General features: G+C 63.9%; 25 protein-coding genes and 1 tRNA gene. 4 read left to right on the forward strand and 22 right to left on the reverse strand.

All coding sequences use genetic code 11. The features are described from left to right. Nucleotides 1–5: 5 nt before the first annotated feature. Nucleotides 6–677 (reverse strand): Crp/Fnr family transcriptional regulator, encoded by a 672-nt coding sequence (locus TBU01S_RS01070; RefSeq protein ID WP_068634778.1) that lies wholly within the window; start codon nucleotides 675–677, stop codon nucleotides 6–8. Between the two features lie 179 nt (nucleotides 678–856). Between TBU01S_RS01070 and trxB the strand changes: the two genes are divergently transcribed. Together trxB and TBU01S_RS01080 are read left to right on the forward strand one after the other, a co-directional pair. Further along, nucleotides 857–1810 carry a thioredoxin-disulfide reductase gene (trxB, locus tag TBU01S_RS01075; RefSeq protein WP_068634779.1) on the forward strand — a complete coding sequence of 318 codons (954 nt, stop codon included), beginning with the start codon at nucleotides 857–859 and terminating at the stop codon, nucleotides 1808–1810. Nucleotides 1811–1818: 8 nt separating this feature from the next. Continuing rightward, a complete protein-coding gene (locus TBU01S_RS01080) occupies nucleotides 1819–2916 on the forward strand; it encodes a Smr/MutS family protein (protein WP_068634780.1) in 1098 nt (365 codons plus the stop codon). A 49-nt stretch (nucleotides 2917–2965) separates the two neighbouring features. Here TBU01S_RS01080 and TBU01S_RS01085 read toward each other — a convergent pair whose 3' ends face one another. Continuing rightward, a complete protein-coding gene (locus tag TBU01S_RS01085; RefSeq protein ID WP_068634781.1) occupies nucleotides 2966–3304 on the reverse strand; it encodes a P-II family nitrogen regulator in 339 nt (112 codons plus the stop codon). A gap of 366 nt (nucleotides 3305–3670) precedes the next feature. On the opposite strand from TBU01S_RS01085, the gene TBU01S_RS01090 reads away from it, so the two are divergent. Next, the gene (locus TBU01S_RS01090; protein WP_068634782.1) at nucleotides 3671–4852 is read left to right on the forward strand and encodes a GNAT family N-acetyltransferase; all 1182 of its coding nucleotides are present in this window, start codon (nucleotides 3671–3673) and stop codon (nucleotides 4850–4852) included. A gap of 54 nt (nucleotides 4853–4906) precedes the next feature. On the opposite strand, the gene TBU01S_RS01095 is transcribed toward TBU01S_RS01090, so the two are convergent. The 18 genes from TBU01S_RS01095 to tpiA all read right to left on the reverse strand — a co-directional run bounded on the left by TBU01S_RS01095 (nucleotide 4907) and on the right by tpiA (nucleotide 21441). Continuing rightward, complete coding sequence (locus TBU01S_RS01095; protein ID WP_068634783.1) at nucleotides 4907–5470, reverse strand: NUDIX domain-containing protein; 564 nt, start codon at nucleotides 5468–5470, stop codon at nucleotides 4907–4909. 4 nt (nucleotides 5471–5474) lie between these two features. Next, entirely contained in the window at nucleotides 5475–6944 is a 1470-nt protein-coding gene (gene nuoN, locus TBU01S_RS01100) for an NADH-quinone oxidoreductase subunit NuoN (RefSeq protein ID WP_068634784.1), read from the reverse strand. Nucleotides 6945–6996: 52 nt separating this feature from the next. Further along, nucleotides 6997–8478, reverse strand: coding sequence for an NADH-quinone oxidoreductase subunit M (locus tag TBU01S_RS01105; RefSeq protein ID WP_068634785.1), 1482 nt, complete (start codon nucleotides 8476–8478; stop codon nucleotides 6997–6999). A gap of 77 nt (nucleotides 8479–8555) precedes the next feature. Continuing rightward, nucleotides 8556–10577 carry an NADH-quinone oxidoreductase subunit L gene (gene nuoL, locus TBU01S_RS01110; RefSeq protein ID WP_068634786.1) on the reverse strand — a complete coding sequence of 674 codons (2022 nt, stop codon included), beginning with the start codon at nucleotides 10575–10577 and terminating at the stop codon, nucleotides 8556–8558. Nucleotides 10578–10589: 12 nt separating this feature from the next. Continuing rightward, nucleotides 10590–10895, reverse strand: coding sequence for an NADH-quinone oxidoreductase subunit NuoK (nuoK, locus tag TBU01S_RS01115; RefSeq protein WP_004333802.1), 306 nt, complete (start codon nucleotides 10893–10895; stop codon nucleotides 10590–10592). A gap of 62 nt (nucleotides 10896–10957) precedes the next feature. Further along, nucleotides 10958–11563, reverse strand: coding sequence for an NADH-quinone oxidoreductase subunit J (locus TBU01S_RS01120; protein WP_068634787.1), 606 nt, complete (start codon nucleotides 11561–11563; stop codon nucleotides 10958–10960). Nucleotides 11564–11596: 33 nt separating this feature from the next. Further along, on the reverse strand, nucleotides 11597–12082 hold the full coding sequence (nuoI, locus tag TBU01S_RS01125; protein WP_068634788.1) for an NADH-quinone oxidoreductase subunit NuoI: 486 nt from the start codon (nucleotides 12080–12082) through the stop codon (nucleotides 11597–11599). A 7-nt stretch (nucleotides 12083–12089) separates the two neighbouring features. After that, entirely contained in the window at nucleotides 12090–13139 is a 1050-nt protein-coding gene (gene nuoH / locus TBU01S_RS01130) for an NADH-quinone oxidoreductase subunit NuoH (RefSeq protein WP_068634789.1), read from the reverse strand. After that, nucleotides 13139–15478, reverse strand: coding sequence for an NADH-quinone oxidoreductase subunit NuoG (gene nuoG, locus TBU01S_RS01135; RefSeq protein ID WP_068634790.1), 2340 nt, complete (start codon nucleotides 15476–15478; stop codon nucleotides 13139–13141). Before nuoG ends, nuoH begins: the two co-directional genes overlap by 1 nt. Then, complete coding sequence (gene nuoF, locus TBU01S_RS01140) at nucleotides 15472–16776, reverse strand: NADH-quinone oxidoreductase subunit NuoF (RefSeq protein ID WP_068634791.1); 1305 nt, start codon at nucleotides 16774–16776, stop codon at nucleotides 15472–15474. The genes nuoG and nuoF overlap by 7 nt, the downstream gene beginning before the upstream one ends. Before the next feature lie 11 nt (nucleotides 16777–16787). After that, nucleotides 16788–17267: an NADH-quinone oxidoreductase subunit NuoE gene (nuoE, locus tag TBU01S_RS01145; RefSeq protein WP_004333791.1), complete on the reverse strand. Its 480-nt coding sequence runs from the start codon at nucleotides 17265–17267 to the stop codon at nucleotides 16788–16790. 77 nt (nucleotides 17268–17344) lie between these two features. Further along, complete coding sequence (locus TBU01S_RS01150) at nucleotides 17345–18598, reverse strand: NADH-quinone oxidoreductase subunit D (protein WP_068634792.1); 1254 nt, start codon at nucleotides 18596–18598, stop codon at nucleotides 17345–17347. Then, a complete protein-coding gene (locus tag TBU01S_RS01155; protein WP_068634793.1) occupies nucleotides 18591–19196 on the reverse strand; it encodes an NADH-quinone oxidoreductase subunit C in 606 nt (201 codons plus the stop codon). The genes TBU01S_RS01150 and TBU01S_RS01155 overlap by 8 nt, the downstream gene beginning before the upstream one ends. 14 nt (nucleotides 19197–19210) lie before the next feature. Then, nucleotides 19211–19687, reverse strand: a complete 477-nt coding sequence (locus tag TBU01S_RS23535) for a NuoB/complex I 20 kDa subunit family protein (RefSeq protein ID WP_068634794.1) — start codon at nucleotides 19685–19687, stop codon at nucleotides 19211–19213. Between the two features lie 3 nt (nucleotides 19688–19690). Continuing rightward, entirely contained in the window at nucleotides 19691–20065 is a 375-nt protein-coding gene (ndhC, locus tag TBU01S_RS23540; RefSeq protein ID WP_068634795.1) for an NADH-quinone oxidoreductase subunit A, read from the reverse strand. Between the two features lie 101 nt (nucleotides 20066–20166). Beyond that, nucleotides 20167–20251, reverse strand: a tRNA-Leu gene (locus TBU01S_RS01170). A 65-nt stretch (nucleotides 20252–20316) separates the two neighbouring features. After that, complete coding sequence (gene secG / locus TBU01S_RS01175) at nucleotides 20317–20676, reverse strand: preprotein translocase subunit SecG (protein ID WP_068634796.1); 360 nt, start codon at nucleotides 20674–20676, stop codon at nucleotides 20317–20319. 30 nt (nucleotides 20677–20706) lie between these two features. Continuing rightward, nucleotides 20707–21441, reverse strand: a complete 735-nt coding sequence (tpiA, locus tag TBU01S_RS01180; RefSeq protein WP_068634797.1) for a triose-phosphate isomerase — start codon at nucleotides 21439–21441, stop codon at nucleotides 20707–20709. 272 nt (nucleotides 21442–21713) lie between these two features. Between tpiA and TBU01S_RS01185 the strand changes: the two genes are divergently transcribed. Continuing rightward, on the forward strand, nucleotides 21714–21959 hold the full coding sequence (locus TBU01S_RS01185) for a DUF2789 domain-containing protein (protein ID WP_068634798.1): 246 nt from the start codon (nucleotides 21714–21716) through the stop codon (nucleotides 21957–21959). 216 nt (nucleotides 21960–22175) lie between these two features. Here the strand turns inward: TBU01S_RS01185 and pstB are convergent, their stop codons facing one another. Together pstB and pstA are read right to left on the reverse strand one after the other, a co-directional pair. Beyond that, complete coding sequence (gene pstB / locus TBU01S_RS01190) at nucleotides 22176–22940, reverse strand: phosphate ABC transporter ATP-binding protein PstB (RefSeq protein ID WP_068634799.1); 765 nt, start codon at nucleotides 22938–22940, stop codon at nucleotides 22176–22178. Between the two features lie 67 nt (nucleotides 22941–23007). Further along, the gene (gene pstA, locus TBU01S_RS01195; RefSeq protein WP_068634800.1) at nucleotides 23008–23850 is read right to left on the reverse strand and encodes a phosphate ABC transporter permease PstA; all 843 of its coding nucleotides are present in this window, start codon (nucleotides 23848–23850) and stop codon (nucleotides 23008–23010) included. Between the last annotated feature and the right edge of the window lie 9 nt (nucleotides 23851–23859).

Below are 23859 nucleotides of genomic sequence, written 5' to 3' on the forward strand. Positions count from 1 at the left end.
CGGGATCAGACCTCGCTGAGGCGTTCGCGCAGCACGATTCCCTGCGGACGCTCCTCGATCAGGCCCTGCTGCCCCAGATCCTTCATCACCCGGCTCACCATCTCGCGCGAGGCGCCGATCATCTTGGCGATGTCCTGCTTGGATATCTTGCGCACCACGACCGTTTCGCCGCCCACGTCCTCGGCCATCTCGATCAGCAGGCGGGCGACGCGGCCGTATACGTCCATCAGCGCCAGGCTCTCGATCTTGCGGTCGGCATTGCGCAGGCGGCTGGCCAGGTTGCACATGATCCGCCAGGCGATGTCGAAGTTGTCGCGCATGATCACGCGGAAATCCTGCTTGGCGATCAGCACCAGGTCGGCCGGTACCACCGCCACCACCGACGCCGAACGCGGCTGCTCGTCGAACATGCCCATCTCGCCGAACAGCTCGCCCTGGCCGAGGATGGACAGGATCACTTCCCGCCCGTCCTCGTCGCTGACGATGACCTTCAGGCTGCCGGTCAGGACGAAATAGACGAAATCGGAGCGATCTCCCGCATTGACGACCGGCTGGCCGCGCGGAATCCGCCGCATCATGGAGACGCGAGCCACGTTGGCGAGCACATCGTCTGACAGCCCGTGAAAGAGCGGGAAGGTCTTCAGGGCGATGATGGACACTGCAGCGGTTTTCGACATGCTGACTCCACGGAAGAACCTGCAAGTGCAGGCTTGTCTGGTCGATATGTCACAAGTGTAAACGAATATTGCCCGGGCGATTGCCATGGCATCCGGTCGCTGCCACCCTTCCGTTCCTCCGGCCTGCCGCCGCGGCCGGCTCGGCTATAATTTATCGTTTCACCGCAGGAACGCTCCCGATGACCACGAAACACGCCCGCCTGCTCATCCTCGGCTCCGGCCCGGCAGGCTACACCGCCGCGGTGTATGCCGCACGCGCGAATCTCGCCCCCGTTCTCATCACCGGCCTCGCCCAGGGCGGCCAGTTGATGACCACGACCGACGTCGACAACTGGCCGGCGGACGCCGACGGCGTGCTGGGCCCGGACCTGATGGCACGTTTCCAGAAGCATGCCGAACGCTTCAACACCGAGATGATCTTCGACCACATCCACACCGTGAAGCTGGCCGAAAAGCCCTTTCGCCTGGTCGGCGACTCGGGTGAATACAGCTGCGATGCGCTGATCATCGCCACCGGCGCGACCGCCAAGTATCTCGGCCTGCCCTCGGAAGAGAAGTTCGCCGGCCGCGGCGTGTCGGCCTGCGCCACCTGCGACGGCTTCTTCTACCGCAACCAGGACGTCGCCGTGGTCGGCGGCGGCAATACCGCGGTCGAGGAGGCACTGTATCTCGCCAACATCGCCAGGAAAGTCACCCTGGTTCATCGCCGCGAGAAGTTCCGCGCCGAGAAGATCATGGTCGACAAGCTGATGGACAAGGTCGCCGCGGGCAAGATCGAACTGGCGCTCAACAGCACGCTCGATGAAGTGCTCGGCGACAGCAGCGGCGTCACCGGCATGCGCATCAAGGACGTGAATGCCGGTGCGACCCGCGACGTCGGCCTGCAGGGCGTGTTCATCGCCATCGGCCACAAACCGAACACCGATCTCTTCGAAGGCCAGCTGGAAATGGAAGACGGCTACATCGTCACCCAGGGCGGGCGCAACGGCAATGCCACGCAGACCAGCGTTGCCGGCGTGTTTGCCGCGGGCGACGTCCAGGACCACGTGTACCGCCAGGCCGTGACCTCGGCCGGCACCGGCTGCATGGCCGCGCTCGACGCCGAGCGCTACCTCGACGGCCTCGGCAGCTGAGCGGACCGATGAGCCGCCGCCCGCGCACGCCTCCGGCCGAACCGGCGGACAAGCATGCCGGCGACGGCCGGCCTTGCCGGCCCGCCAGCGGCAATACGCCGTTCGCCGGCTTGCGCAGACAGTTGCAGGACGGCAAGGGCGGCATGCCCTCATCGCCGCCGCAGCATTCCCCGGGCAAGCGGATCCGGCCGTCTCCGATTGCGGACGACGCCAAGGCCGCCACTCCGGGTATCCAGCCCGACGAAGCCGAACTGGCGCTGTTTCGCAAGACCGTGGGCGCGGCAGTACCGGTCCGCAGCGGCAACCGGGCCGAAATCGAACGGGCACGCCCGGCGCCGCTGCCACGCCCGCGATCGCCGCAGCAGGACGAGGAAAGCATCGGACCGGGCGCTCCGGCCGCCCGGCTCGATCCCCTGCGCCTCGCCTACGAAGGCGTGGTGCCGCTGCGGGAGACGGGACGCATCGAACTCGATACGCCGCTGCGGCACGGCATGCGCACGCCGGCCGCGGACAAGGCGCGGGCGGCGCGCCCGGACGGGCGCGTCCTGCCCGCCGATGCCGGCAACGGCGACCCCGCGTCGCTGTTCCACAGCATGGTGGCCGACGTCCGCCCCATCGACACCCGCAACCGGGTCGAACTGCAGCGCCCCGCGCCCCGGCCGGCGCCGATCAAGCGTGAGGAAGACGAACGCGCGGCACTCGGCGAATCCCTGGCGGCGCCGCTGAGCTTCGAGGATCGGCTCGACATGGGGGAAGAAGCGGCTTTCCTCCGCCCCGGCCTGCCGCGACGAATACTGACGGATCTGCGGCGGGGGCGCTGGGTGCTGCAGGGCCAGCTCGACCTGCACGGCCTGGTGCGCGACGAGGCACGCGAAGCGCTGGCCCGCTTCCTGAGCGACAGTCTGCTGCAGGGCAAGCGCTGCATCCGGGTGATCCACGGCAAAGGCCACGGCTCCCCCGGCAAAGTCTCGATTCTCAAGCAGTTGTCGCGCGGCTGGCTGGCACAGCGCGAGGAGATCCTGGCCTTCTGCCAGGCCGGTCCGCACGATGGCGGCGGCGGCGCACTGCTGGTGCTGCTGCGCGCGCAGAACGGCGCGCGCAGTTGAAGAAGCGGCCGAACGCCGCCCTTCTTTCATTGCCCGCCTTTCTCGCCGTTCAGATCGCCGCTTCGTTGGTCTCGCCGGTACGGATGCGAATGACCTGCTCGACGGGCATGATGAAAATCTTGCCATCACCGATCTTGCCGGTATGGGCTGCCTTGACGATCGCCTCGACCGCGGCATCGACCAGTTCGTCGCTCACCACCACTTCGACCTTGATCTTCGGCAGGAAATCGACGACGTATTCCGCCCCGCGGTAGAGCTCGGTATGGCCCTTCTGGCGGCCGAAGCCCTTGACCTCGGTGACGGTCAGACCGGTGATGCCGACTTCGGACAGGGACTCGCGGACTTCATCCAGCTTGAACGGTTTGACAATCGCTTCGATCTTCTTCATCGGCCTCTCCTGTTTCTGATCTTCGTTGTGGTAGCTGAATGTTATCGGATAACGCCCGCCCTTATCGAATCCCATCGCGAATCCCATCGCGCGCCCTTCGTCTGACATACCCAGTGATCGGGCCCGGTATTGCCCGCCCACCGCCCCGGAAGCACCCGAATCGATGCCGCGGTGTCGCCCCGGCCACGCAGCACGCCGGACGGGGACAACCCACAAGCCGGGTGAGCAAGCCTGTGGATAAGCCGTGGACAGCGCTTGCAAGTGGCCGCCGCCAAAGCGTATCTTTGCACTGCACAAAATTTGAGCAGCACCCCGACTCTGCCGGCATGGCACTGCAATACCTCCGGCATTTCCCAAGTTCCCGCGATGCCCTTTCCCGACGGACTGCATTTTTTCGACTCGATCGCACCCATCGCTCCCCGGCACTGGGACGCCCTGTCGCCCGATCCGCTGCCGCCGCATCTGCGCCACGCCTACCTGCACGCGCTGGAAGCGAGCGCCTGCGTGGGCGGGCACAGCGGCTGGATACCGCGGCATGCGACGCTGTGGGACGGCGGACGGCTGATCGCGGCGATGCCGCTGTACCTGAAGACGCATTCCTGGGGTGAATACGTCTTCGACTGGGCCTGGGCAAAGGCCTACCAAGAACACGGCCTCGACTACTATCCGAAATGGCTGGCGGCCGTGCCTTTCACGCCGATTCCGGGGCCGCGCATCCTCGGGCGCTCGCCTGCCACGCGCCGGCAACTCGTCGATGCCGTGCTGCACCAGGTCGAAGGCAGCGGCATGTCTTCGCTTCACGTGCTGTTTCCGCACGAGCGGGATCTGGAACTGCTGCGGGACAGCGGCCTCGCCGTACGCCATGGCGTGCAGTTCCACTGGGAAAACGGCAGGAGGGCGACGGACACGGACGATGCCGGCCCTTATTGCGATTTCGAGGATTTCCTCGGCAGCCTGAACCACGACAAGCGCAAGAAGATTCGCCAGGAGCGCCGCCGCGCATCGATGCACGGCCTGCGGATGCGCTGGCTCGACGGCCGCAGCACCCGGGACGGGGACTGGGCCTTCCTGAACCGCTGCTATGCCAACACCTATGCCGCACACCGCTCGACGCCCTACCTGAACCTGGATTTCTTCCTGCGGCTCGCCGCCGGCATGCCGGACCAGGTTCTGCTGCTGCTCGCCGAACGGGAAGAACGGCCGGTCGCCTGCGCCTTCTTCCTGCGCGACGACGAGGCCTTGTACGGGCGCTACTGGGGGGCGATCGCAGCGCTGCCTTTCCTGCACTTCGAGCTGTGCTACTACCAAGCGATCGAATACTGCATCCGGCATGGGTTGCGGCGCTTCGAAGGCGGCGCACAAGGGGAGCACAAGCTGTCCCGCGGGCTTCTGCCGGTCAGGACGCAGTCGGCGCACTGGATCGCCGATCCGCGCTTCAGCGCCGCGGTGGATGACTACCTGGAACGGGAGCGCACACAGATGGGCTTCTACCTGGACGAACTCGACGAGCACACCCCTTACCGGCGGGCTGCCCCTGCCGATGGCTGATCGAAGGCCGGGCCTTTCTCAGCCGACGTTTTGTCCGGAATATTCCAGCGCAGTTCAGCCTTGCCCGGCCGGGATCAGGGGCAGGCAGCGGTAGAGCGCGGCGATCGACTTGCCGTCGGTCAGCTCGCCGTTGTGGATCGCCTCCTCGGCTTGCTCCACGCTCAGACTGAGCAATTCGAGGAATTCGCCGTCGTCCAGCGCATGCCCGACGTGGCGAAGCCCCGTAGCGAGGAATATCTCGATCCGTTCGTCGGAATAGCCAATGCACGGATGCATGACGCCGATGTAGCGCCACTGCTCCGCTTCGTAGCCGGTTTCCTCGCGCAGCTCCCGCCGGGCGCAGGCGAGGATGTCCTCGCCGGGATCGATCTTGCCGGCGGGCAGCTCCAGGAACACCCGCCGCAAGGGATAGCGGAACTGGCGTTCGAACAGCAGACGGCCATCCGGCAGAAGCGCGACCACGACGACGGCGCCGGGGTGGCGGATGTATTCCCTCAGCCCCTCGCTGCCATCGGGCAGCAGTACCCGGTCGCGCCAAACCTTGAGCAGCCTGCCGTCGACGAGCTGCTCGCTCGCCAGCTCCCGCTCTTCGAGCGGGTCGGGCCGGGTCGTGCTCACCGAATCAAAGCGAGCCGAGCAAGGCGTAGGCGCACAGCGACATCAGCATCTGCGGCGCCAGGCCCAGGGCAGCGATCGCGATGCCGTTCGCCGACAGCATGACCCGCACTTCGGCCGGCGCATGGATCGGCGACTCGTCGACCGGCGCATCGAAGTACATCACCTTGACGACGCGCAGGTAGTAGAACGCCCCCGCCACCGACAGCAGCACCGCGACCACGGCCAGCCAGAAATAGCCCGCGGCGACCACCGCCTGCAGTACGGCCAGCTTGGCGAAGAAGCCGATGAAGAAAGGCACGCCCGCCATCGAGAACATCACGAACAGCATCATCAGCGCAAACCACGGGCTGCGCCTGTTGAGGCCCTTGAAGTCGTCGATGTTCTCGGCCTCGAAGCCGGCCCGCGACAGCAAGATCAGCATGCCGAAGGACGCCAGGCTCATGATCACGTAGGCGACGGCATAGAACATCGCCGAGCTGTAGGCATTGAGCGCGAAGTGCCGGTCGCCATCGACCACGCCCGCCAGCAGGCCGAGCAGCATGAAGCCCATGTGCGAGATACCGGAATAGGCCAGCATCCGCTTGATGTTCTGCTGCGCGATCGCTGCCAGGTTGCCGAGTGCGATCGACGCGACCGCGACCAGCATCAGCATGCCCTGCCATTCCTCGGCGACGTCGAACAATGCCCAGATCAGCAGGCGGACGGCCATCGCGAACGCGGCGAGCTTGGGCGCGGCCGAGATCATCAGCGTCACGGCCGTGGGCGCGCCCTGATAGACGTCCGGCACCCACATGTGGAAGGGCACCACGCCCAGCTTGAAGCAGATGCCAGCGACCAGGAAGACGAGGCCGAAGGTCAGCACGGTCTGGTTCGCCGCCTGGTTGTAGATGGACTGGGCGACGGCGGAGAATTCCAGCGAGCCGGTCGCGCCATAGACCATCGACATGCCGTACAGCAGCAGGCCCGAGGCCAGCGCGCCGAGGACGAAGTACTTCATCGCCGCTTCGGTCGAACGTGCGGAGTCGCGATCGAAGGCGACCATCGTGTACAGCGCCAGCGACATCATTTCCAGGCCAATGTACATCGGCAGCATGTGGTTGGCCGAGACCATGACCATCATGCCCAGCGTCATCAGCAAGGCCAGCAGGTAGTACTCCGGCTTGTCGATCTTGCGATCGGCCAGGTAGCCCCGGCCGTACAGCAGCGCGATCGCGGTGGCGAAATAGATCATCAGCTTCAGGAAACTGCCCATCAGATCGCTGATGAACAGGTTGCTGAAGGTATATACCGGTTCGCCTTGCATCGTGTAGATGGTGATGAAGGCCGCCGCGATCAGCGTCGCCTGCGTTGTGTAGTAAGCCAGCGAGCGTGCGATGCTGCGGGCGAAGGTGCTCGCCAGCATGATCACCAGGGCCATCACGGCGACGAAAATCTCTGCCGCGGCGGGGTAGAAGTCGGGGACGACAAAGTTCATCTTCTGACCAGTCCGTTAAGTGTCTCTAAAGGTGCCTCGAGCCTGACGGCACTCAGAGCTTGCTCACGGCAACATGCCGCAGGAGTTCGTTGACCGAAGCGTGCATCACTTCGGTGAAGGGATAGGGATACAGGCCCATCGCCAGCACGCAGAAAGCAAGGATGGCGAGGAAGGCGAACTCGCGGGAGTTGAGATCCTCGAGCTCCGCCACGTGCTTGTTGGCAACCTTGCCGAACACCACCCGCTTGTACATCCACAGCGAGTAGGCCGCGCCGAGAATCAGCGTGATCGCCGCGCAGAAGCCGACCCAGAAGTTGAACTGCACCGCGCCGAGGATGACCATGAATTCGCCGACGAAGCCCGAGGTTGCCGGCAGCCCGGAGTTGGCCATCGCGAACAGCATGAAGAAGGCGGCGAACTTGGGCATGGTATGCACCACGCCGCCGTAGTCGGCGATCTGGCGCGAATGCACGCGGTCGTACAGCACGCCGATGCAAAGGAACATCGCGCCCGAGACGAAGCCGTGCGAGATCATCTGCACCAGCGCGCCTTCGACACCCATCGGGTTGAAGATGAAGAAGCCCAGGGTGACGAAACCCATGTGCGAGATCGAGGAATACGCGACCAGCTTCTTCATGTCGGCCTGCACCAGCGCGACGAAACCGATATACACCACCGCGATCAGCGACAGCGTGATGATCAGCCAGGCAAGCTCCTGCGACGCATCCGGCACGATCGGCAGCGAGAAGCGCAGGAAGCCGTAGGCGCCGAGCTTCAGCGCGATCGCGGCCAGCACCACCGAGCCGCCGGTGGGCGCTTCGACGTGGGCATCCGGCAGCCAGGTATGCACCGGCCACATCGGCACCTTGACGCCGAAGGCGATCAGGAAGGCCAGGAAGATCAGGATCTGCGGCTCCATCTGCAGCGGCAGTTGATGCCAGTCGAGGATGCTGAAGCTGCCGCCGGACTGCATGAACAGGTACAGCAGCGCGATCAGCATCAGCAGCGAGCCGAGCAGCGTGTAGAGGAAGAACTTGATCGCGGCATAGACGCGGTTCGGGCCGCCCCAGACGCCGATGATCAGGTACAGCGGAATCAGCGAAGCCTCGAAGAACACGTAGAACAGCACGCCGTCCAGCGCCGAGAAAATGCCGTTCATCAGGCCCGACATGATCAGGAAGGCCGCCATGTACTGCGCCACGCGATCCTCGATCACCTTCCAGCCTGCCATCACGACCATGATGGTGATGAAGGCGTTGAGGATCACGAACAGCACCGAGATGCCATCGACACCCAGGTGGTAGTTGATGTTGAAGCGCGGCACCCAGGAGCTGAGCTCGACGAACTGCATCGCGCTGGTCGTCGTGTCGAAGCCGGTGTAGAGCGGAATGGTGACGACGAAACCCACCACGGCAACCGCCAAGGCGAGCATCCGCGCCAGCGGGGCATTGCGATCGGAGCCGGTCGCGAGCACCAGCAGGCCGCCAAGAATCGGCACCCAGATCGCCAGACTGAGGAGAGGAATGTCCGTCATCGTTGCTTTCCGTTCAGTGCGCCGCGGGCGGCGCGTTCCATCTTGTTATGAGTACGTTCCTGTTTGCCCTGCCCCGCTTACCCGCGGTTGAACCAGAAGGTAAGCAGGATGAACACGCCGATGATCATCACGAAGGCGTACTGGTACAGGTGGCCGGTCTGGAACAGGCGTGACATCTGCGCGACCCAGCCCACCAGCCTGGCCGTGCCATTCACCGCGACGCCATCGATCAGGGCCTGGTCGCCCGCCTTCCACAAGCCCTTGCCGAGCGCGCGCGCGCCACCAGCGAAGAAGATCTCGTTGAAACGGTCGAAGAAGTACTTGTTCTCCAGCAGGCAGTAGATCGGCTTGAAGATGCGCTGGATCGCGGCCGGGATGTCCGGCCTCACCATGTAGAAGAACCAGGCCACCACGACACCGCCCATCGCCAGCCAGAACGGCGCGGTCTGCAGGCCGTGGATCGCCATCGCCAGCGGGCCGTGGAAGTTCGCTTCGAGCTCCTTCAGGCCGACGTGGTTGTCGCCGACGAAGATGACGTCCTTGAACCAGTCACCGAACAGCATCGGTTCGATGGTGAAGAAGCCGATCAGCACCGAGGGGATGGCCAGCAGCACCAGCGGCAGCGTGACGACCCACGGCGACTCGTGCGGCTTCTGGCCGGGGGCGAGGCCATGGTGGTGGTCGGCGCTCGGCTCCTCGTCGTCGTGGTCGCCATGGTGGTCATGATGGCCGTGCGCGTTGCCGAAGCGTTCCTTGCCGTGGAACACCAGGAAGTACATGCGGAAGGAGTAGAACGCGGTCACGAACACGCCCAGCATGACGCAGAACAGCGCGTAGCCGGCACCCGGGATGGTCGAGGCATGCACCGCCTCGATGATCGAGTCCTTGGAGAAGAAGCCCGAGAACAGCGGGAAGCCGATCAGCGCCAGCGAGCCCAGCAGCGAGGTGAACCAGGTGATCGGCATGTACTTCCACAGGCCGCCCATGTTGCGCATGTCCTGGTCGTGGTGCATGCCGATGATCACCGAGCCGGCACCGAGGAACAGCAGGGCCTTGAAGAAGGCGTGCGTCATCAGGTGGAAGACGGCTGCCGAGTAGGCCGACACGCCGAGCGCCACCGTCATGTAGCCGAGCTGGGACAGCGTCGAGTAGGCGACCACGCGCTTGATGTCGTTCTGCACGATGCCGAGGAAGCCCATGAACAGCGCGGTCGTGGCGCCGATCACCAGCACGAAGGACAGCGCCGTGTCGGACAGCTCGAACAGCGGCGACATGCGCGCCACCATGAAGATGCCGGCGGTCACCATGGTCGCGGCGTGGATCAGCGCCGAGATCGGGGTCGGGCCTTCCATCGAGTCGGGCAGCCAGACGTGCAGCGGCACCTGGGCGGACTTGCCCATCGCACCGATGAACAGACAGATGCAGATCGCGGTGATCAGCGGCCAGCCGGTGACGGCCATTTCCTGGGAAGCGAGGCTGTCGGCCTGGGCGAACACTTCGGCGTAGTTCAGCGAGCCGGTGTAAGCCGCGATCAGGCCGATGCCGAGCAGGAAGCCGAAGTCGCCGACACGGTTGACCAGGAAGGCCTTCAGGTTGGCGTAGATCGCGGTCGGGCGGTCGTACCAGAAGCCGATCAGCAGATACGAGACGAGGCCCACCGCTTCCCAGCCGAAGAACAGCTGCATGAAGTTGTTGGACATCACCAGCATCAGCATCGAGAAGGTGAACAGCGAGATGTAGCTGAAGAAGCGCTGGTAGCCGGGGTCTTCCGCCATGTAGCCGATGGTGTAGATGTGCACCATCAGCGACACGAAGGTCACCACCAGCATCATCATCACCGTCAGCGAGTCGATCAGGAAGCCGACTTCGAAGGTGAGGCCGCCCGCCACCATCCAGGTGTAGATCGTGCCGTTGAAGGTGTTGCCCGCCTGCACGTCCTGGTAGATGTACACCGAGGCGGCCAGTGCGATCGCCACGCCGAGGATGGTGACGACGTGCGCGCCGGTGCGTCCGATCGCCTTGCCGAACAGTCCGGCCAGAATCGCGCCGGCGAGCGGCGCCAGCGGCACGAGGAGATAGAGAGTCTGCATGTCCGTCATCGTGACGCTTCCTTAACCCTTGAGGCTGTCCAGATCATCCACGTGGATCGTGCGCATGTTGCGGAACATGACGATCAGGATCGCGAGGCCGATCGCGGACTCCGCCGCGGCGACCGTGAGGATGAAGAAAACGAAAACCTGGCCGGCGATGTCGCCCAGATAGTGCGAGAAGGCGATGAAGTTCATGTTCACCGCAAGCAGCATCAGTTCGATGGCCATCAGCAGCACGATCAGGTTCTTCCGGTTCAGGAAGATCCCGACAACGCTGATCGCGAACAAGATCGCGCCCAGGATGAGGTAGTGGGAAAGCGAAAGCATCTGTGGTGACTCCCTGATCGCACCGGTGCGTCACCGGTGCGTTTCTATTTTCGCGTGCTGTTTCAGTCTTCTTTTTCGGCCTGCATCTTGACCAGCTCGACGCGGCCCTCGCGCTTGACCGCCACCTGCTCGGAGGCCGGGATGCTCTTGATGCCCTTGCGCTTGCGCAGGGTCAGCGTGACCGCCGCGACCATCGCCACCAGCAGCACCAGCGAAGCCAGTTCGAACGGATAGACGTAGTCGGTATAGAGCACGCGGCCGAGTTCGCGGGTGTTGCTGAAGCTCTCACCCGCCGGCGGCGGCGCGGGCATCGCCTCGAGCCCGAAGTAGGAGCCGCCGAGCACCATCGCCATCTCGACCAGCATCAGGATGCCGACCAGCGCACCGACGGGCAGATAGCTCCAGAAGCCTTCGCGGATACGGTCGAGATTGATGTCCAGCATCATCACGACGAACAGGAACAGCACCATCACCGCGCCGACGTAGACCATCACCAGCGTGATGGCGAGGAATTCCGCCTGCAGCAACAGCCAGATACCGCCCGCGTTGAAGAAAGTCAGCACCAGGAACAGCGCGGCATGCACCGGGTTCCGGGCGGTGATTACCCTCAGCGCCGCGAACACCATGATCACGGCGAGAAAGTAGAAGACGAAGGTCTTGAATTCCATGTTCTTGACTCATGGCGCGCAAGGCGCCGTCCGTTAGCGGTATTTGGCGTCCTGCTCGCGGTCGGCCGCGATCTGCGCTTCGTGGCGGTCCCCCACGGCAAGCAGCATCTGCTTGGTGTAGTAGAGATCGCCCCGCTGTTCGCCGTGGTACTCGAACACGCGCGTCTCGACGATGGCATCGACGGGACAGGCTTCCTCGCAGAAACCGCAGAAGATGCACTTCGTCAGATCGATGTCGTAGCGGCTGGTACGGCGCGAGCCGTCCTCACGCTGCTCGGATTCGATCGTGATCGCCATTGCCGGGCAGATCGCTTCGCACAGCTTGCACGCGATGCAGCGCTCCTCGCCGTTCGGATAGCGGCGCAGGGCATGCAGGCCGCGGAAGCGGTTGCTCTGAGGCGTTTTTTCCTCGGGGAACTGGACGGTGATCTTGCGCTGGAAGAAATGCCGCCCGGTCAGGGCCATGCCCTTGACCAATTCCTTCAGGAACAGACTGCCGATGTAATCCTTGGCACCCATGGTCTTCTCAACTCCAGATCGACAGCGGCGACATCATCCACACCGCCACCACAAACACCCACACGAGGGTCACAGGGATGAACACTTTCCAGCCCAGGCGCATGATCTGGTCGTAGCGGAAGCGAGGGAAAGTCGCACGTGCCCACAGGAAGATGAACAGAATCGCGGCGGTCTTGATCGCCAGCCAGTGGAAGCCATCCGGCAGGAAACCCACCGGCGACAGCCAGCCGCCCAGGAACAGGACCGAGGTCAGGATCGAGACCAGGATCATGTTGGCGTACTCGGCGAGGAAGAACAGCGCGAAGGCCATGCCCGAATATTCGACCATGTGGCCCGCCACCACCTCGGCTTCGCCTTCGACGACGTCGAAAGGCGCGCGGTTGGTTTCGGCGATGCCCGAGATCAGATAGACGACGAACATCGGCAGTAGCGGCAGCCAGTTCCACGACAGGAAGCCCAGGCCCATGTCGGCGAACATGCCGGTCCCCTGCGAGATGACGATGTCGCTCAGGTTCAGGCTGGCCGAGATCAGCAGCACGCAGATCAGCGCGAAGCCCATCGACACTTCGTAGGACACCATCTGCGCGGCGGCGCGCATCGAGCCCAGGAAGGGATACTTCGAGTTCGATGCCCAGCCGGCGACGATCACGCCATAGACTTCCAGCGAGGTGATCGCGAGCAGGAACAGCAGGCCGGCATTGACGTTGGCCAGCACCAGCCCGTCATCGAAGGGCACCACCGCCCAGGCCGCCAGCGACGGCGCGATGGCGAGGATCGGGCCGAGGATGAACAGCCCCTTGTTGGAACTGCTCGGAACGATGATTTCCTTCAGCAGCAGCTTGACGCCGTCGGCGATCGGCTGCAGCAGGCCTTTCGGGCCGACGCGGTTGGGGCCGATGCGAACCTGCATGTAGCCGATGACCTTGCGCTCGGCCAGGGTCAGGTAGGCCACACAGATCATCAGGGGCGCGATGATCGCGACGATCTTGGCCAGCGTCCACACTGCAGGCCAGGCAGGGCCGAAGAAGTCGGCGACGGGTTGCAGCATCGATTCCATCAGGCACGCTCCAAGCTCAATTCACCGCTCATCGCGCCGAGCGTCGCGGTCGATATGTGCGCGGCCGCAATCCTCACGCAGGCTGTGGCAAGCGCCGGATCGGCCTGCGCGACCAGTTCCGCGGACGCCGGCCCCTGCGTCACGCGGACGCGGTCGCCGTCGGCGATACCCAGCGCGGCGAGCGTCGCGGGCGCGATACGCGCCGTCGGCGCCTTGGCATCGCGGGTCTTCTGCAAGGCCTCGGCACGACGAACGATCGGATCGGCAAAATGGATCGGCACGTCGGTGACACGCTCCAGCGCTCCGCCCGGAGCTTCGGCCACGCTGACGATGATGCCCTCGATGCTGTTGCCGAGCTTCGACGCCACATCCTCACCCAGCGCCTCGGCGCGCACGGCTTCGGAATCGTTCTGCGAGAAGCCATCGAGCGACAGCAGGTTGCCCAGCACGCGCAGCACCTTCCAGGCCGGCCGCGTCTCGCCTTGCGGGCGGGCGACGGCATTGAAGCTCTGCGCCCGACCTTCGCAATTCACGTAAGTACCGGAGGTCTCGGTGAAGGGCGCGACCGGCAGCATCACGTCGGCGACGCCACGCAGCGACTCGGAATCGAAGGCGCTCAGGGCGACGACCAGTTGGGCGGAACCCAGCGCGGCAGTGGCCGCCGAAGGATTGGCGAAATCGAAGGCGGGTTCGGCGCCGAGCACGACATAGGCCTTGCGCGCCTGCTCGATCATGGCCGCGGCGTCGAGGCCGCCGTTCGCCGGAACGGCGCCAGCCAGATGACCGCCGACGCTGTTGGCCGCCTCGCCGATGAAGCCGAAGACGCCACCGGTGAGATGAGCGATTTCCTGGGCGAGCATCTGCAGTTCGCTGGCGCGGGCATGCTGCACGGCCAGGTTGCCGAGCCAGACCGCAGGCTTGCGGCCCGAGGCCAGGCTCTTCGCGATCGAACGCGCTTCGTCCGACACCTGCTCCGGCAGTTTGCCGCGCAGCGCCACCGACACCTCGGCGCCCTTCTCTTCGGCCAGCGCCGCGACGATCTGCGCCAGCGCCGACACCATGGCCGACGGTGCGACCAGGGCACGACTCCTGACCGGCAGCAGCCACTCTTCGGCGTTCGGGCCGAGCGCACTCACCTGCAAGCCCTTCTTCGCCGCCTGGCGAACGCGCTGCGCCAGCAACGGTGCATCCTTGCGCAGGAAGCTGCCGACCACCAGCAGGCGGTCCAGCTCCTTGACGCCGGCGATCGGCATGCCCAGCCAGGGGGCACCGCCGCACTTGCCGTCGGCACGGAAGTCCGACTGGCGCAAGCGGAAATCGACGTTGTCCGAACCCAGGCCCCGCATCAGCTTCTGCAGCAGATACAGTTCTTCGACGGTGGCGTGCGGCGAACCCAGCGCGCCGATCGAGGCCGGGCCGTGGTCCTTGGCGATGCCGCGCAGCCCGTTGGCGACGAATTCGAGCGCCGCCTGCCAATCGACCCGCTTCCACTCGCCGCCCTGCTTGATCATCGGCACGGTCAGGCGTTCGTCGCTGTTGAGCGCCTCGTAGGAGAAGCGATCCTTGTCGGACAGCCAGCACTCGTTGATTTCTTCGTTCTCGAGCGGCAGCACGCGCTTGACCACGTCGTGCTTGGTCTGGACGATCAGGTTCGAGCCGAGCGAATCGTGCGGACTCACCGATTTGCGCCGCGACAGCTCCCAGGTGCGCGCGGCGAAGCGGAAGGGCTTCGAGGTCAGCGCGCCCACCGGGCAGAGGTCGATGATGTTGCCCGACAGCTCCGAGTCGATGGTCTTCTCGATGAAGGGCATGATCTCGGCGTGCTCGCCGCGGAAGGCCTGGCCGAGTTCCATCTCGCCGGCGATCTCGGCGGTGAAGCGGACACAGCGCGTGCAGTTGATGCAGCGCGTCATGTCGGTCGACACCAGCGAGCCGAGGTTCTTGTTGAAGACGACGCGCTTCTCTTCCTGGTAGCGCGAAGCCGACGAACCATAGCCGACCGCCAGATCCTGCAGCTGGCACTCACCGCCCTGGTCGCAGATCGGGCAGTCGAGCGGGTGGTTGATCAGCAGGAACTCCATGACGCCCTTCTGGGCCTTCACGGCGAGTTCCGAGTGCGTCCACACCTTCATGCCGTTGGTCACCGGCGTGGCACAGGCGGGTAGCGGCTTGGGCGCCTTCTCCACCTGGACGAGACACATCCGGCAGTTGGCCGCGATCGACAGTTTCTTGTGATAGCAGAAGTGCGGAATGTAGGCGCCGGCAGCGGCGGCAGCATCCATCACGGTGCTGCCGTCGTCGACCTGGACCTGCTTGCCGTCGATTTCGATCTCTAGCATGACGGGCTCACGTAGATTTGACTGCCAGCGTACTGCACTTCAGGCGGCACGAGGCATTTCTTGTTTTCGATGTGGTACTCGAACTCGGCGCCGAAGTGCTTGATGAAGCTTTGCACCGGCATGGAAGCGGCGTCGCCCAGGGCGCAGATCGTGCGGCCCATGATGTTGGTGGTAACCGAGTTCAACAGTTCGAGGTCGTCGGCGCGGCCGAGGCCGTTTTCGATCCGATGCACCACGCGGTACAGCCAGCCGGTGCCCTCGCGGCACGGCGTGCATTGCCCGCAGGATTCCTCGAAGTAGAAATACGACAAGCGTTCGAGCGCCTTCACCATGCAGGTGGTCTCGTCCATGACGATGACCGCGCCCGAACCCAGCATCGACCCCGCCTTGGAGATCGAGTCGTAGTCCATGGTGCAGTCCATCATGATGTTGCCGGGCACCACCGGCGACGACGAACCGCCCGGAATCACCGCCTTCAGCTTGCGGCCGCCGCGCATGCCGCCGGCCATCTCCAGCAGCTCGGAGAACGGTGTGCCGAGCGGGATCTCGTAGTTGCCGGGACGATTGACGTGACCCGAGATCGAGAACAGCTTCATGCCGCCGTTGTTGGGCTTGCCGAGGTTCAGGAAAGCTTCGCCGCCCATGTTCATGATGAAGGGCACCGAAGCGAAGGTCTCGGTGTTGTTGATCGTGGTCGGTTTGCCGTAGAGGCCGTAGCTCGCCGGGAACGGCGGCTTGAAGCGCGGCTGGCCTTTCTTGCCTTCGATCGACTCGAGCAGTGCGGTTTCCTCGCCGCAGATGTAGGCGCCATAACCATGATGGGCGAACAGCTCGAAGGAGAAGCCGGAACCGAGGATGTTCTGGCCGAGCAGGCCGGCAGCACGCGCTTCGGCCAGCGCCTCTTCGAAGCGCGAATACACTTCGAAGATCTCGCCGTGGATGTAGTTGTAGCCGCGGGCGGCACCCATCGCATAGGCCGCGATGATCATGCCTTCGATGACGCTGTGCGGGTTGTAGCGCAGGATGTCGCGATCCTTGAACGTCCCGGGCTCGCCTTCGTCCGAGTTGCAGGCAAGGTACTTGTCGCCCGGGAAGGCGCGGGGCATGAAGCTCCACTTGAGACCGGTGGGGAAGCCCGCGCCGCCGCGACCACGCAGCACCGAGGTCTTCAGCTCGGCGATGATCGCATCCTGCGGCGTCTTCTCGGCGAGAATCTTCTTCAGCGCGGAGTATCCACCGCGCGCGACGTAATCCTGGAGCCGCCAGGTGCGGTCGCCGTCACAACCGGCGAGGATCATTCCTTGCGTGCTCATTTCTTGTCCAGGTCCGCCAGCATCTGGTCGATCTTTTCCGTGGTCATCCAGCTGCACATCTGGTGGTTGTTCACCAGCAGTACAGGTGCATCGCCACAGGCACCCATGCACTCGCCTTCCTTCAGCGTGAACTTGCCGTCGGGCGTGGTCTCGTTGAAATCGATTCCCAGCTTCTGCTTGACGTACTCGGCGGCATGGACTCCGCCGGACAAGGCACAGGGCAGGTTCGTGCACACGGTGATCTTGTGGCGCCCCACCGGCTCGAGATCGTACATGTTGTAGAAGCTGGCCACCTCGTAGGCCGCGATCGGCGGCATCTCGAGATAGCGGGCGACGAACTCGATGAGTTCCTTCGGCAGCCACCCTTTCTCGACCTGCGCGATGCGCAGCGCTGCCATCACGGCAGACTGCTTCTGGTCTGGTGGATACTTGGCGATCTCTCGATCGATCTGTTGCAAGGATTCCTGGCTCAGCATTTCGTTTTGATCTTCCGGATAGCCTGCCGACTCTTGTTAGCCGATGTCACGCCCATGGCGCGGGAAGCGGTCCGACCTCAGCGGTCGATCTCGCCGAACACGACATCCATCGTACCGATGATGGCGACGACGTCCGCGATCATGTGTCCACGGGCGATGTCATCCATCGCGGCGAGGTGCGCGAAGCCCGGCGCCCGCAGCTTGAGGCGGTACGGCTTGTTCGCGCCGTCCGAGACCGCATACACGCCGAACTCGCCCTTCGGGTGCTCGACCGCGGCATAGACCTCGCCCTTGGGCACATGGATGCCCTCGGTGAAAAGCTTGAAGTGGTGGATCAGCTCTTCCATGTTGGACTTCATGTCCTCGCGCGAAGGCGGTGCCACCTTGTGGTTGTCCGTGATGACCGGACCGGGATTCTTGCGCAGCCAGTCCACGCACTGCTTGACGATGCGATTCGATTGGCGCATTTCCTCCATGCGGCACAGATAGCGATCGTAGCAGTCGCCGTTCTTGCCGATGGGCACGTCGAAATCCATGCGGTCATAGACTTCATAGGGCTGCTTCTTGCGCAGATCCCATGCGATGCCGGAACCGCGCAGCATCGGACCGGTGAAACCCCAGGCGAGCGCCTGCTCCGGCGAGACCACGCCGATGCCCACGGTACGCTGCTTCCAGATCCGGTTGTCGGTCAGCAGGGTTTCGTACTCGTCGCAATAAGTCGGGAAGCGGTTGGTGAAATCCTCGATGAAATCGAGCATCGAGCCATCGCGCGCGGCGTTGAGCTCGCGCACCGTCTTCTCGTTGCGGAACTTGTTGACCTCGTACTTCGGCATCCGGTCGGGCAGGTCGCGATAGACGCCGCCGGGCCGGTAGTACGCCGCATGCATCCGCGCGCCCGAGACCGCCTCATAGACGTCCATCAGATCTTCGCGTTCGCGGAAGGTGTAGAGCACCATCGTCATCGCACCGATGTCGAGCGCGTGGGTGCCGATGTTGAGCAGGTGGTTCAGGATGCGCGTGATCTCGTCGAACATCACGCGGATGTACTGCGCCCGCTCCGGCACCTCGACGCCGAGCAGGCGTTCGATGGCCATACAGTAGGCGTGCTCGTTGCACATCATCGACACGTAGTCGAGGCGGTCCATGTACGGCACCGACTGGACCCAGGTGCGCGTTTCGGCAAGCTTCTCGGTACCGCGGTGCAGCAGGCCGATGTGAGGATCGGCGCGCTCGACGACTTCGCCGTCGAGTTCGAGCACCAGGCGCAGCACGCCGTGGGCCGACGGGTGCTGCGGGCCGAAGTTGATCGTGTAGTTGCGGATCTCAGCCATGGCCGACGTCCCCGTAGTTCTCTTCGCGCACGATGCGCGGCGTGTTCTCGCGCGGCTCGATGGTGACCGGCTGATAGACGACCCTGCCCTGCTCCGGGTCGTAGCGCATTTCGACGTAACCCGAAATCGGGAAGTCCTTGCGGAACGGATGTCCGACGAAGCCGTAGTCGGTCAGGATGCGACGCAGATCGGGGTGGCCGGCATACATGATGCCGTACAGATCGAAGGACTCGCGCTCGAACCAGTTGGCGCTCGGCCAGACATCCACGACGGAATCCAGCACCGGAAAGGCATCGTCGTCGGCAAACACCCGCAGACGCAGGCGCCAGTTGTGGCGAACGGAGGTCAGATGCGCGGCCGAAGCGAAGCGCTTGCCCTCCCAGCTCTCATTGCCGTAGGTGGAATAGTCGAGACCCGAGATGTCGATCAGTTGCTCGAAATGCAGGTCTTCGTGGTCGCGGAGCGTTCGGGCGACGTTCAGATAATCGGCGGCAGCGACTTCGATCGTCACTTCCCCACAGTCGACAACCAGGGACTGCAGTGTTTCACCGAATACATCGCACAGCTTCTGGCTCAGGCGTTCAAGCTTGGCACTCATGTCTGGGGCACCTGTCAACGCGCGATCGTGTTCGTGCGCTTGATCTTGTTCTGAAGCTGGAGAATGCCGTAGAGCAAGGCCTCGGCCGTGGGCGGACAGCCCGGCACATAGACATCGACCGGCACGATGCGGTCGCAGCCACGCACGACCGAATAGGAATAGTGGTAGTACCCGCCGCCATTGGCACAGGACCCCATCGAAATGACCCAGCGCGGCTCGGCCATCTGGTCGTACACCTTGCGCAGCGCCGGCGCCATCTTGTTGCACAAGGTACCGGCCACGATCATAAGATCGGACTGGCGGGGACTGGGCCGGAATACCACACCGAAACGGTCCAGGTCATACCGGGCACAGCCGGCATGAATCATCTCGACCGCACAGCAGGCCAGACCGAAAGTCATCGGCCACAGCGAGCCGGTGCGCGTCCAGTTGATGACCGCGTCGAGCGAAGTCGTGACGAAACCTTCGCGGAAGACACCCTCAATGCTCATGCCTTACTCCCAGTCGAGCGCACCGTTCTTCCACTCGACGATGTATCCGATAACCAGAATCGCAAGAAAGACCATCACCGAACCGAACACGAACCAGGCATGCTCGCCGGCAGCGATGAACTCCTGGAAAACCGTCGCCCACGGAAACAGGAAGGCGATTTCCAGATCGAACAGAATGAAGAGAATGGCGATCAGATAGTAGCGAACGTCGAACTTCATGCGGGCGTCCTCGAACGCCTCGAAGCCGCATTCGTACGGGGAGAGCTTTTCACTGTCGGGACGATAGGGAGCAACGATCCGCCCGAGAAGCACAGGGGCAACACCGAAACCCAGTCCCACGAGCATGAACATCAGAACAGGAAAGTAATTTTCCAGCATGCTCAAAACCCCCTAGCAAATTCGACAGCAGGAGCGCTGTCATTATTGTTTTGGCTGCTCTGCATGGGAACGCCCGCAATAGCGGGCGCTCTCCGTAATCATGGTGCCGACGATGAGACTCGAACTCATACGGCTTTCGCCACTACCCCCTCAAGATAGCGTGTCTACCAATTTCACCACGTCGGCGCTTTGTTTCAAAGCCAAGCGATTATACGATTTTTTACGCAGCGAGCAAACAGCCGGATGCGTATTTATTTGGGGATGGCCTGCGCTGCGGAGTCGTCGGCCGGCACCGGCGGCACCGCAGGGACGGCATCCTGCGACGGCGACACCTGCACGCCTTCCATGATGCTCGACGGCGCTGCCGGCTTGTCGTTGGCGAGGTAGCTCAGCCCCAGACTGGTCAGGAAGAAGGCCGTCGCCAGCACTGCCGTCGTGCGGCTGAGGAAGTTCGCCGAGCCGGACGAACCGAACAGGCTGCCCGACGAACCACTGCCGAACGCGGCCCCCATGTCGGCCCCCTTCCCATGCTGCATCAGGACCAGGCCGATCACGCCGAGGCCGACCAGTACATGGACGGTCAGCACGAGAGAGAAAAGATAGTCACCCATCACAAACCCTAAAAGAACTTCGTTGAAAACTCAGACCCCTGCCGCCCGGCAGATGGTCATGAAATCATCGGCAACCAGCGACGCGCCGCCGATCAGCCCGCCATCCACGTTCGGCATCGCGAAAAGCTCTGCCGCATTGTCCGGCTTCACGCTGCCGCCATACAGGATGCGGATGACACCCGCATCGACGCCCTGCCCCGCCAGCCAGCCGCGCATCGCAGCATGGGCTTCTTCGGCCTGTTCCGCCGTGGCCGAACGCCCGGTGCCGATCGCCCAGACCGGCTCGTAAGCCAGCACCAGCCGGCTCAACCCTTCCTGGCCGAGCAAATCGGCCACTGCAGCAAGCTGGCGCGTGATGACGGCCGTCACTTCACCCGCCTCGCGCTCGTCCAGCGTCTCGCCCACACAGACGATCGGCACCAGCCCCGCCGACAAGGCCGACGAGGCCTTGCGGGCGACGGTCAGATCATCCTCGCCGAACAGCGCCCGCCGCTCGGAATGGCCCACGATCACGTAACGGCAACCGAAGTCCGTGAGCATCGCCGCGCTGACTTCGCCCGTGTAGGCGCCTGCGGCAAATTCGCTGACGTCCTGCGCCCCCAGTTCGAAGCCCGACGGACGACGCTGCAACTGGGCAAGATAGGGATAGGGCACACACAGCGCGACATCGACCCCAGGCACCGGCTGAAGCGCCGCAAGCAGCGCTTCGTTGGCAGCGAGGCTGCCGTTCATCTTCCAGTTGCCTGCGACGAGTTTCTTGATCATGGTACCGCCGTTCTGACGCAGAAAGCTAAACCGCAGGATTATAGGACCCAGGCGACCAGCCGGCAAATCCGCGCGAATGGCCTGCCCTGCGGCACACTTCGCCCGCGCCGTGGCGGCACACCGGCGCGTGTGTCGACGCTATGCTTGGAATCACGCCCACCCGCCGATGCCTGGTGGCGTGCGGCGTAGCGAATGCCGGACCGCGCCGGACACGAACCAAACCGTGCCAGGTCTGCCGAACGAGAGCCACTCGCCACCGCAGGAGCACCGCCATGGAAAAGCCAGTGCACGTCTTGAAGGATCTTTTCGCCCAGCTCGGGCTGCCGGACTCGACCGCCGAGATCGAAGCCTTCATTGCCGCTCATGCGCCGCTTGCCGACGAAGTGAAGCTGCCCGACGCGCCGTTCTGGACCACGGGCCAGGCAGCATTTCTCCAAGAGCAGCTTGCGAACGATGCCGATTGGGCCGAACTCGTCGACCAGCTCAACGCGGCGCTGCGCAGGAACGATTCCGCATAGGCTGTGGCCGGCAGCATATGCCGGCCACATCCGGGCGCAGAAAAAGGCCCCCACGCCCCACCGCTGCGCGGATCGCAGGAGGGCCAGCTTTACACCGCTGGCCCGTTCCGCCGACACGGAGCAGTGCTCCGCGAAACCCTGCTCACCCCCCGAGGGGCGCTTTTGCCTCGGGGCGGCCGGGCATTGAAAAAGGGCGGCCCGGCCGCCCTCGTCCGTTCAGCCGAATCGGCCGGTGATGTAGTCCTCGGTTTCCTTCTTCTTCGGCTTCACGAACAATTCGTCGGTGACGCCGAACTCGACCATCTCGCCAAGGTACATGTAGGCGGTGTAATCCGAGATCCGCGCCGCCTGCTGCATGTTGTGCGTGACGATGATGATGGTGAACTCGGCCTTCAGTTCGTCGACCAGTTCCTCGATGCGCGCAGTCGAGATCGGATCGAGCGCCGAAGTCGGTTCGTCGAGCAGGATGACTTCGGGCTTCACCGCGATGCCGCGGGCGATGCACAGGCGCTGCTGCTGCCCGCCCGACAGGCTCATGCCGCTCTGGTGGAGCTTGTCCTTGACCTCCTCCCACAGCGCCGCCTTGCGCAGCGCCCATTCCACGCGATCGTCCATGTCTTTCGCCGACAGCCTTTCATGCAGCTTCACGCCGAAGGCGATGTTGTCGTAAATCGACATCGGAAACGGTGTCGGCTTCTGGAAGACCATGCCGATCTTGGCCCGCAGCACGCTGACGTCGATGTCCGAGCCCAGCAGGTTGCGGCCGTCGAGCAGCAACTGGCCGTCGGCGCGCTGTTCGGGGTAGAGATCGTACATGCGGTTGATCGTGCGCAGCAGCGTCGATTTGCCGCAGCCGGACGGGCCGATGAAGGCAGTGCATTTGTGCCGCGCCATCTTGAAGTTGATGTTCTTCAGCGCATGGAACTTGCCGTAGTAGAAGTTGAAGTCCTTGAACTCGATTTGTGCGTCGTTGATCTGCATATGTTCTTCTCCAGTCGCGGGCCGGCTGTCGGCCCCGGATTGCTGGCAACGGATCCTTGCTTGATCCTCAGTTGATCTTCTCGGCCCGCAGGAAGACGCGGGCAATGATGTTGAGTACCAGGACACCCATGGTGATCAGGAAGACGCCCGCCCAGGCCAGCTCCTGCCAGTTGGTGAAGGGACTCATGGCGAACTTGAAGATGGTCACCGGCAGGTTGGCCATCGGTTCGTTGAGGTTCAACGACCAGAACTGGTTGGACAGCGCGGTGAAGAGCAGCGGCGCCGTTTCACCCGCGATCCGCGCCACCGCCAGCAGCACGCCGGTCAGCACGCCGGCGCGGGCCGCCCGCAGCGTGACCTTGGAGATCACCACGCTCTTCGGCGCGCCCAATGCAAAAGCGGCTTCGCGCAAGGTGTTGGGGATCAGCTGCAGCATGTTCTCGGTCGTGCGCACGACGACCGGCAGCACGATCAGCGCCAGCGCGATCACCCCCGACCAGGCCGAGAACTTGCCCGTCTGCGCCACCACCACCGCATAGACGAACAGACCGATGACGATCGACGGCGCCGACAGCAGCAGGTCGTTGATGAAGCGGGTGGTCTTGCCCAGCCAGTGGTGCTGGCCATATTCGGCCAGATACACGCCGGTCAGGATGCCGATCGGCGTTCCGAGCAGGGTCGCCAGCGTCACCAGGATCAGGCTGCCCATGATGGCATTGAGCAAGCCGCCGCTGTCCGCGCCCGGGGGCGGCGTCATCTCGGTGAACAGGGCGACCGACAGGCCGGACAGCCCCAGATCGAACACCGTCCACAATATCCACGCCAGCCAGAACAGGCCGAAGGCCATTGCCGACAGGGACAGGGTCAGGGCGACCTTGTTGGTGAGTTTGCGTCTTGCAAGCAGATTCATGTCGGTCAC

This window comes from Thauera butanivorans NBRC 103042, from assembly GCF_001591165.1.
GTDB classification, from domain to species: Bacteria; Pseudomonadota; Gammaproteobacteria; order Burkholderiales; family Rhodocyclaceae; genus Thauera; species Thauera butanivorans.

Coding starts and splice junctions, on each gene's coding strand:
- TBU01S_RS01070 (WP_068634778.1), bottom strand. CDS start 677: ATGTCGAAAACCGCTGCAGTGTCCATCATCGCCCTGAAGACCTTCCCG.
- trxB (WP_068634779.1), top strand. CDS start 857: ATGACCACGAAACACGCCCGCCTGCTCATCCTCGGCTCCGGCCCGGCA.
- TBU01S_RS01080 (WP_068634780.1), top strand. CDS start 1,819: ATGAGCCGCCGCCCGCGCACGCCTCCGGCCGAACCGGCGGACAAGCAT.
- TBU01S_RS01085 (WP_068634781.1), bottom strand. CDS start 3,304: ATGAAGAAGATCGAAGCGATTGTCAAACCGTTCAAGCTGGATGAAGTC.
- TBU01S_RS01090 (WP_068634782.1), top strand. CDS start 3,671: ATGCCCTTTCCCGACGGACTGCATTTTTTCGACTCGATCGCACCCATC.
- nuoN (WP_068634784.1), bottom strand. CDS start 6,944: ATGAACTTTGTCGTCCCCGACTTCTACCCCGCCGCGGCAGAGATTTTC.
- TBU01S_RS01105 (WP_068634785.1), bottom strand. CDS start 8,478: ATGACGGACATTCCTCTCCTCAGTCTGGCGATCTGGGTGCCGATTCTT.
- nuoL (WP_068634786.1), bottom strand. CDS start 10,577: ATGACGGACATGCAGACTCTCTATCTCCTCGTGCCGCTGGCGCCGCTC.
- nuoK (WP_004333802.1), bottom strand. CDS start 10,895: ATGCTTTCGCTTTCCCACTACCTCATCCTGGGCGCGATCTTGTTCGCG.
- TBU01S_RS01120 (WP_068634787.1), bottom strand. CDS start 11,563: ATGGAATTCAAGACCTTCGTCTTCTACTTTCTCGCCGTGATCATGGTG.
- nuoI (WP_068634788.1), bottom strand. CDS start 12,082: ATGGGTGCCAAGGATTACATCGGCAGTCTGTTCCTGAAGGAATTGGTC.
- nuoH (WP_068634789.1), bottom strand. CDS start 13,139: ATGGAATCGATGCTGCAACCCGTCGCCGACTTCTTCGGCCCTGCCTGG.
- nuoG (WP_068634790.1), bottom strand. CDS start 15,478: ATGCTAGAGATCGAAATCGACGGCAAGCAGGTCCAGGTCGACGACGGC.
- nuoF (WP_068634791.1), bottom strand. CDS start 16,776: ATGATCCTCGCCGGTTGTGACGGCGACCGCACCTGGCGGCTCCAGGAT.
- nuoE (WP_004333791.1), bottom strand. CDS start 17,267: ATGCTGAGCCAGGAATCCTTGCAACAGATCGATCGAGAGATCGCCAAG.
- TBU01S_RS01150 (WP_068634792.1), bottom strand. CDS start 18,598: ATGGCTGAGATCCGCAACTACACGATCAACTTCGGCCCGCAGCACCCG.
- TBU01S_RS01155 (WP_068634793.1), bottom strand. CDS start 19,196: ATGAGTGCCAAGCTTGAACGCCTGAGCCAGAAGCTGTGCGATGTATTC.
- TBU01S_RS23535 (WP_068634794.1), bottom strand. CDS start 19,687: ATGAGCATTGAGGGTGTCTTCCGCGAAGGTTTCGTCACGACTTCGCTC.
- ndhC (WP_068634795.1), bottom strand. CDS start 20,065: ATGCTGGAAAATTACTTTCCTGTTCTGATGTTCATGCTCGTGGGACTG.
- secG (WP_068634796.1), bottom strand. CDS start 20,676: ATGGGTGACTATCTTTTCTCTCTCGTGCTGACCGTCCATGTACTGGTC.
- tpiA (WP_068634797.1), bottom strand. CDS start 21,441: ATGATCAAGAAACTCGTCGCAGGCAACTGGAAGATGAACGGCAGCCTC.
- TBU01S_RS01185 (WP_068634798.1), top strand. CDS start 21,714: ATGGAAAAGCCAGTGCACGTCTTGAAGGATCTTTTCGCCCAGCTCGGG.
- pstB (WP_068634799.1), bottom strand. CDS start 22,940: ATGCAGATCAACGACGCACAAATCGAGTTCAAGGACTTCAACTTCTAC.
- pstA (WP_068634800.1), bottom strand. CDS start 23,850: ATGAATCTGCTTGCAAGACGCAAACTCACCAACAAGGTCGCCCTGACC.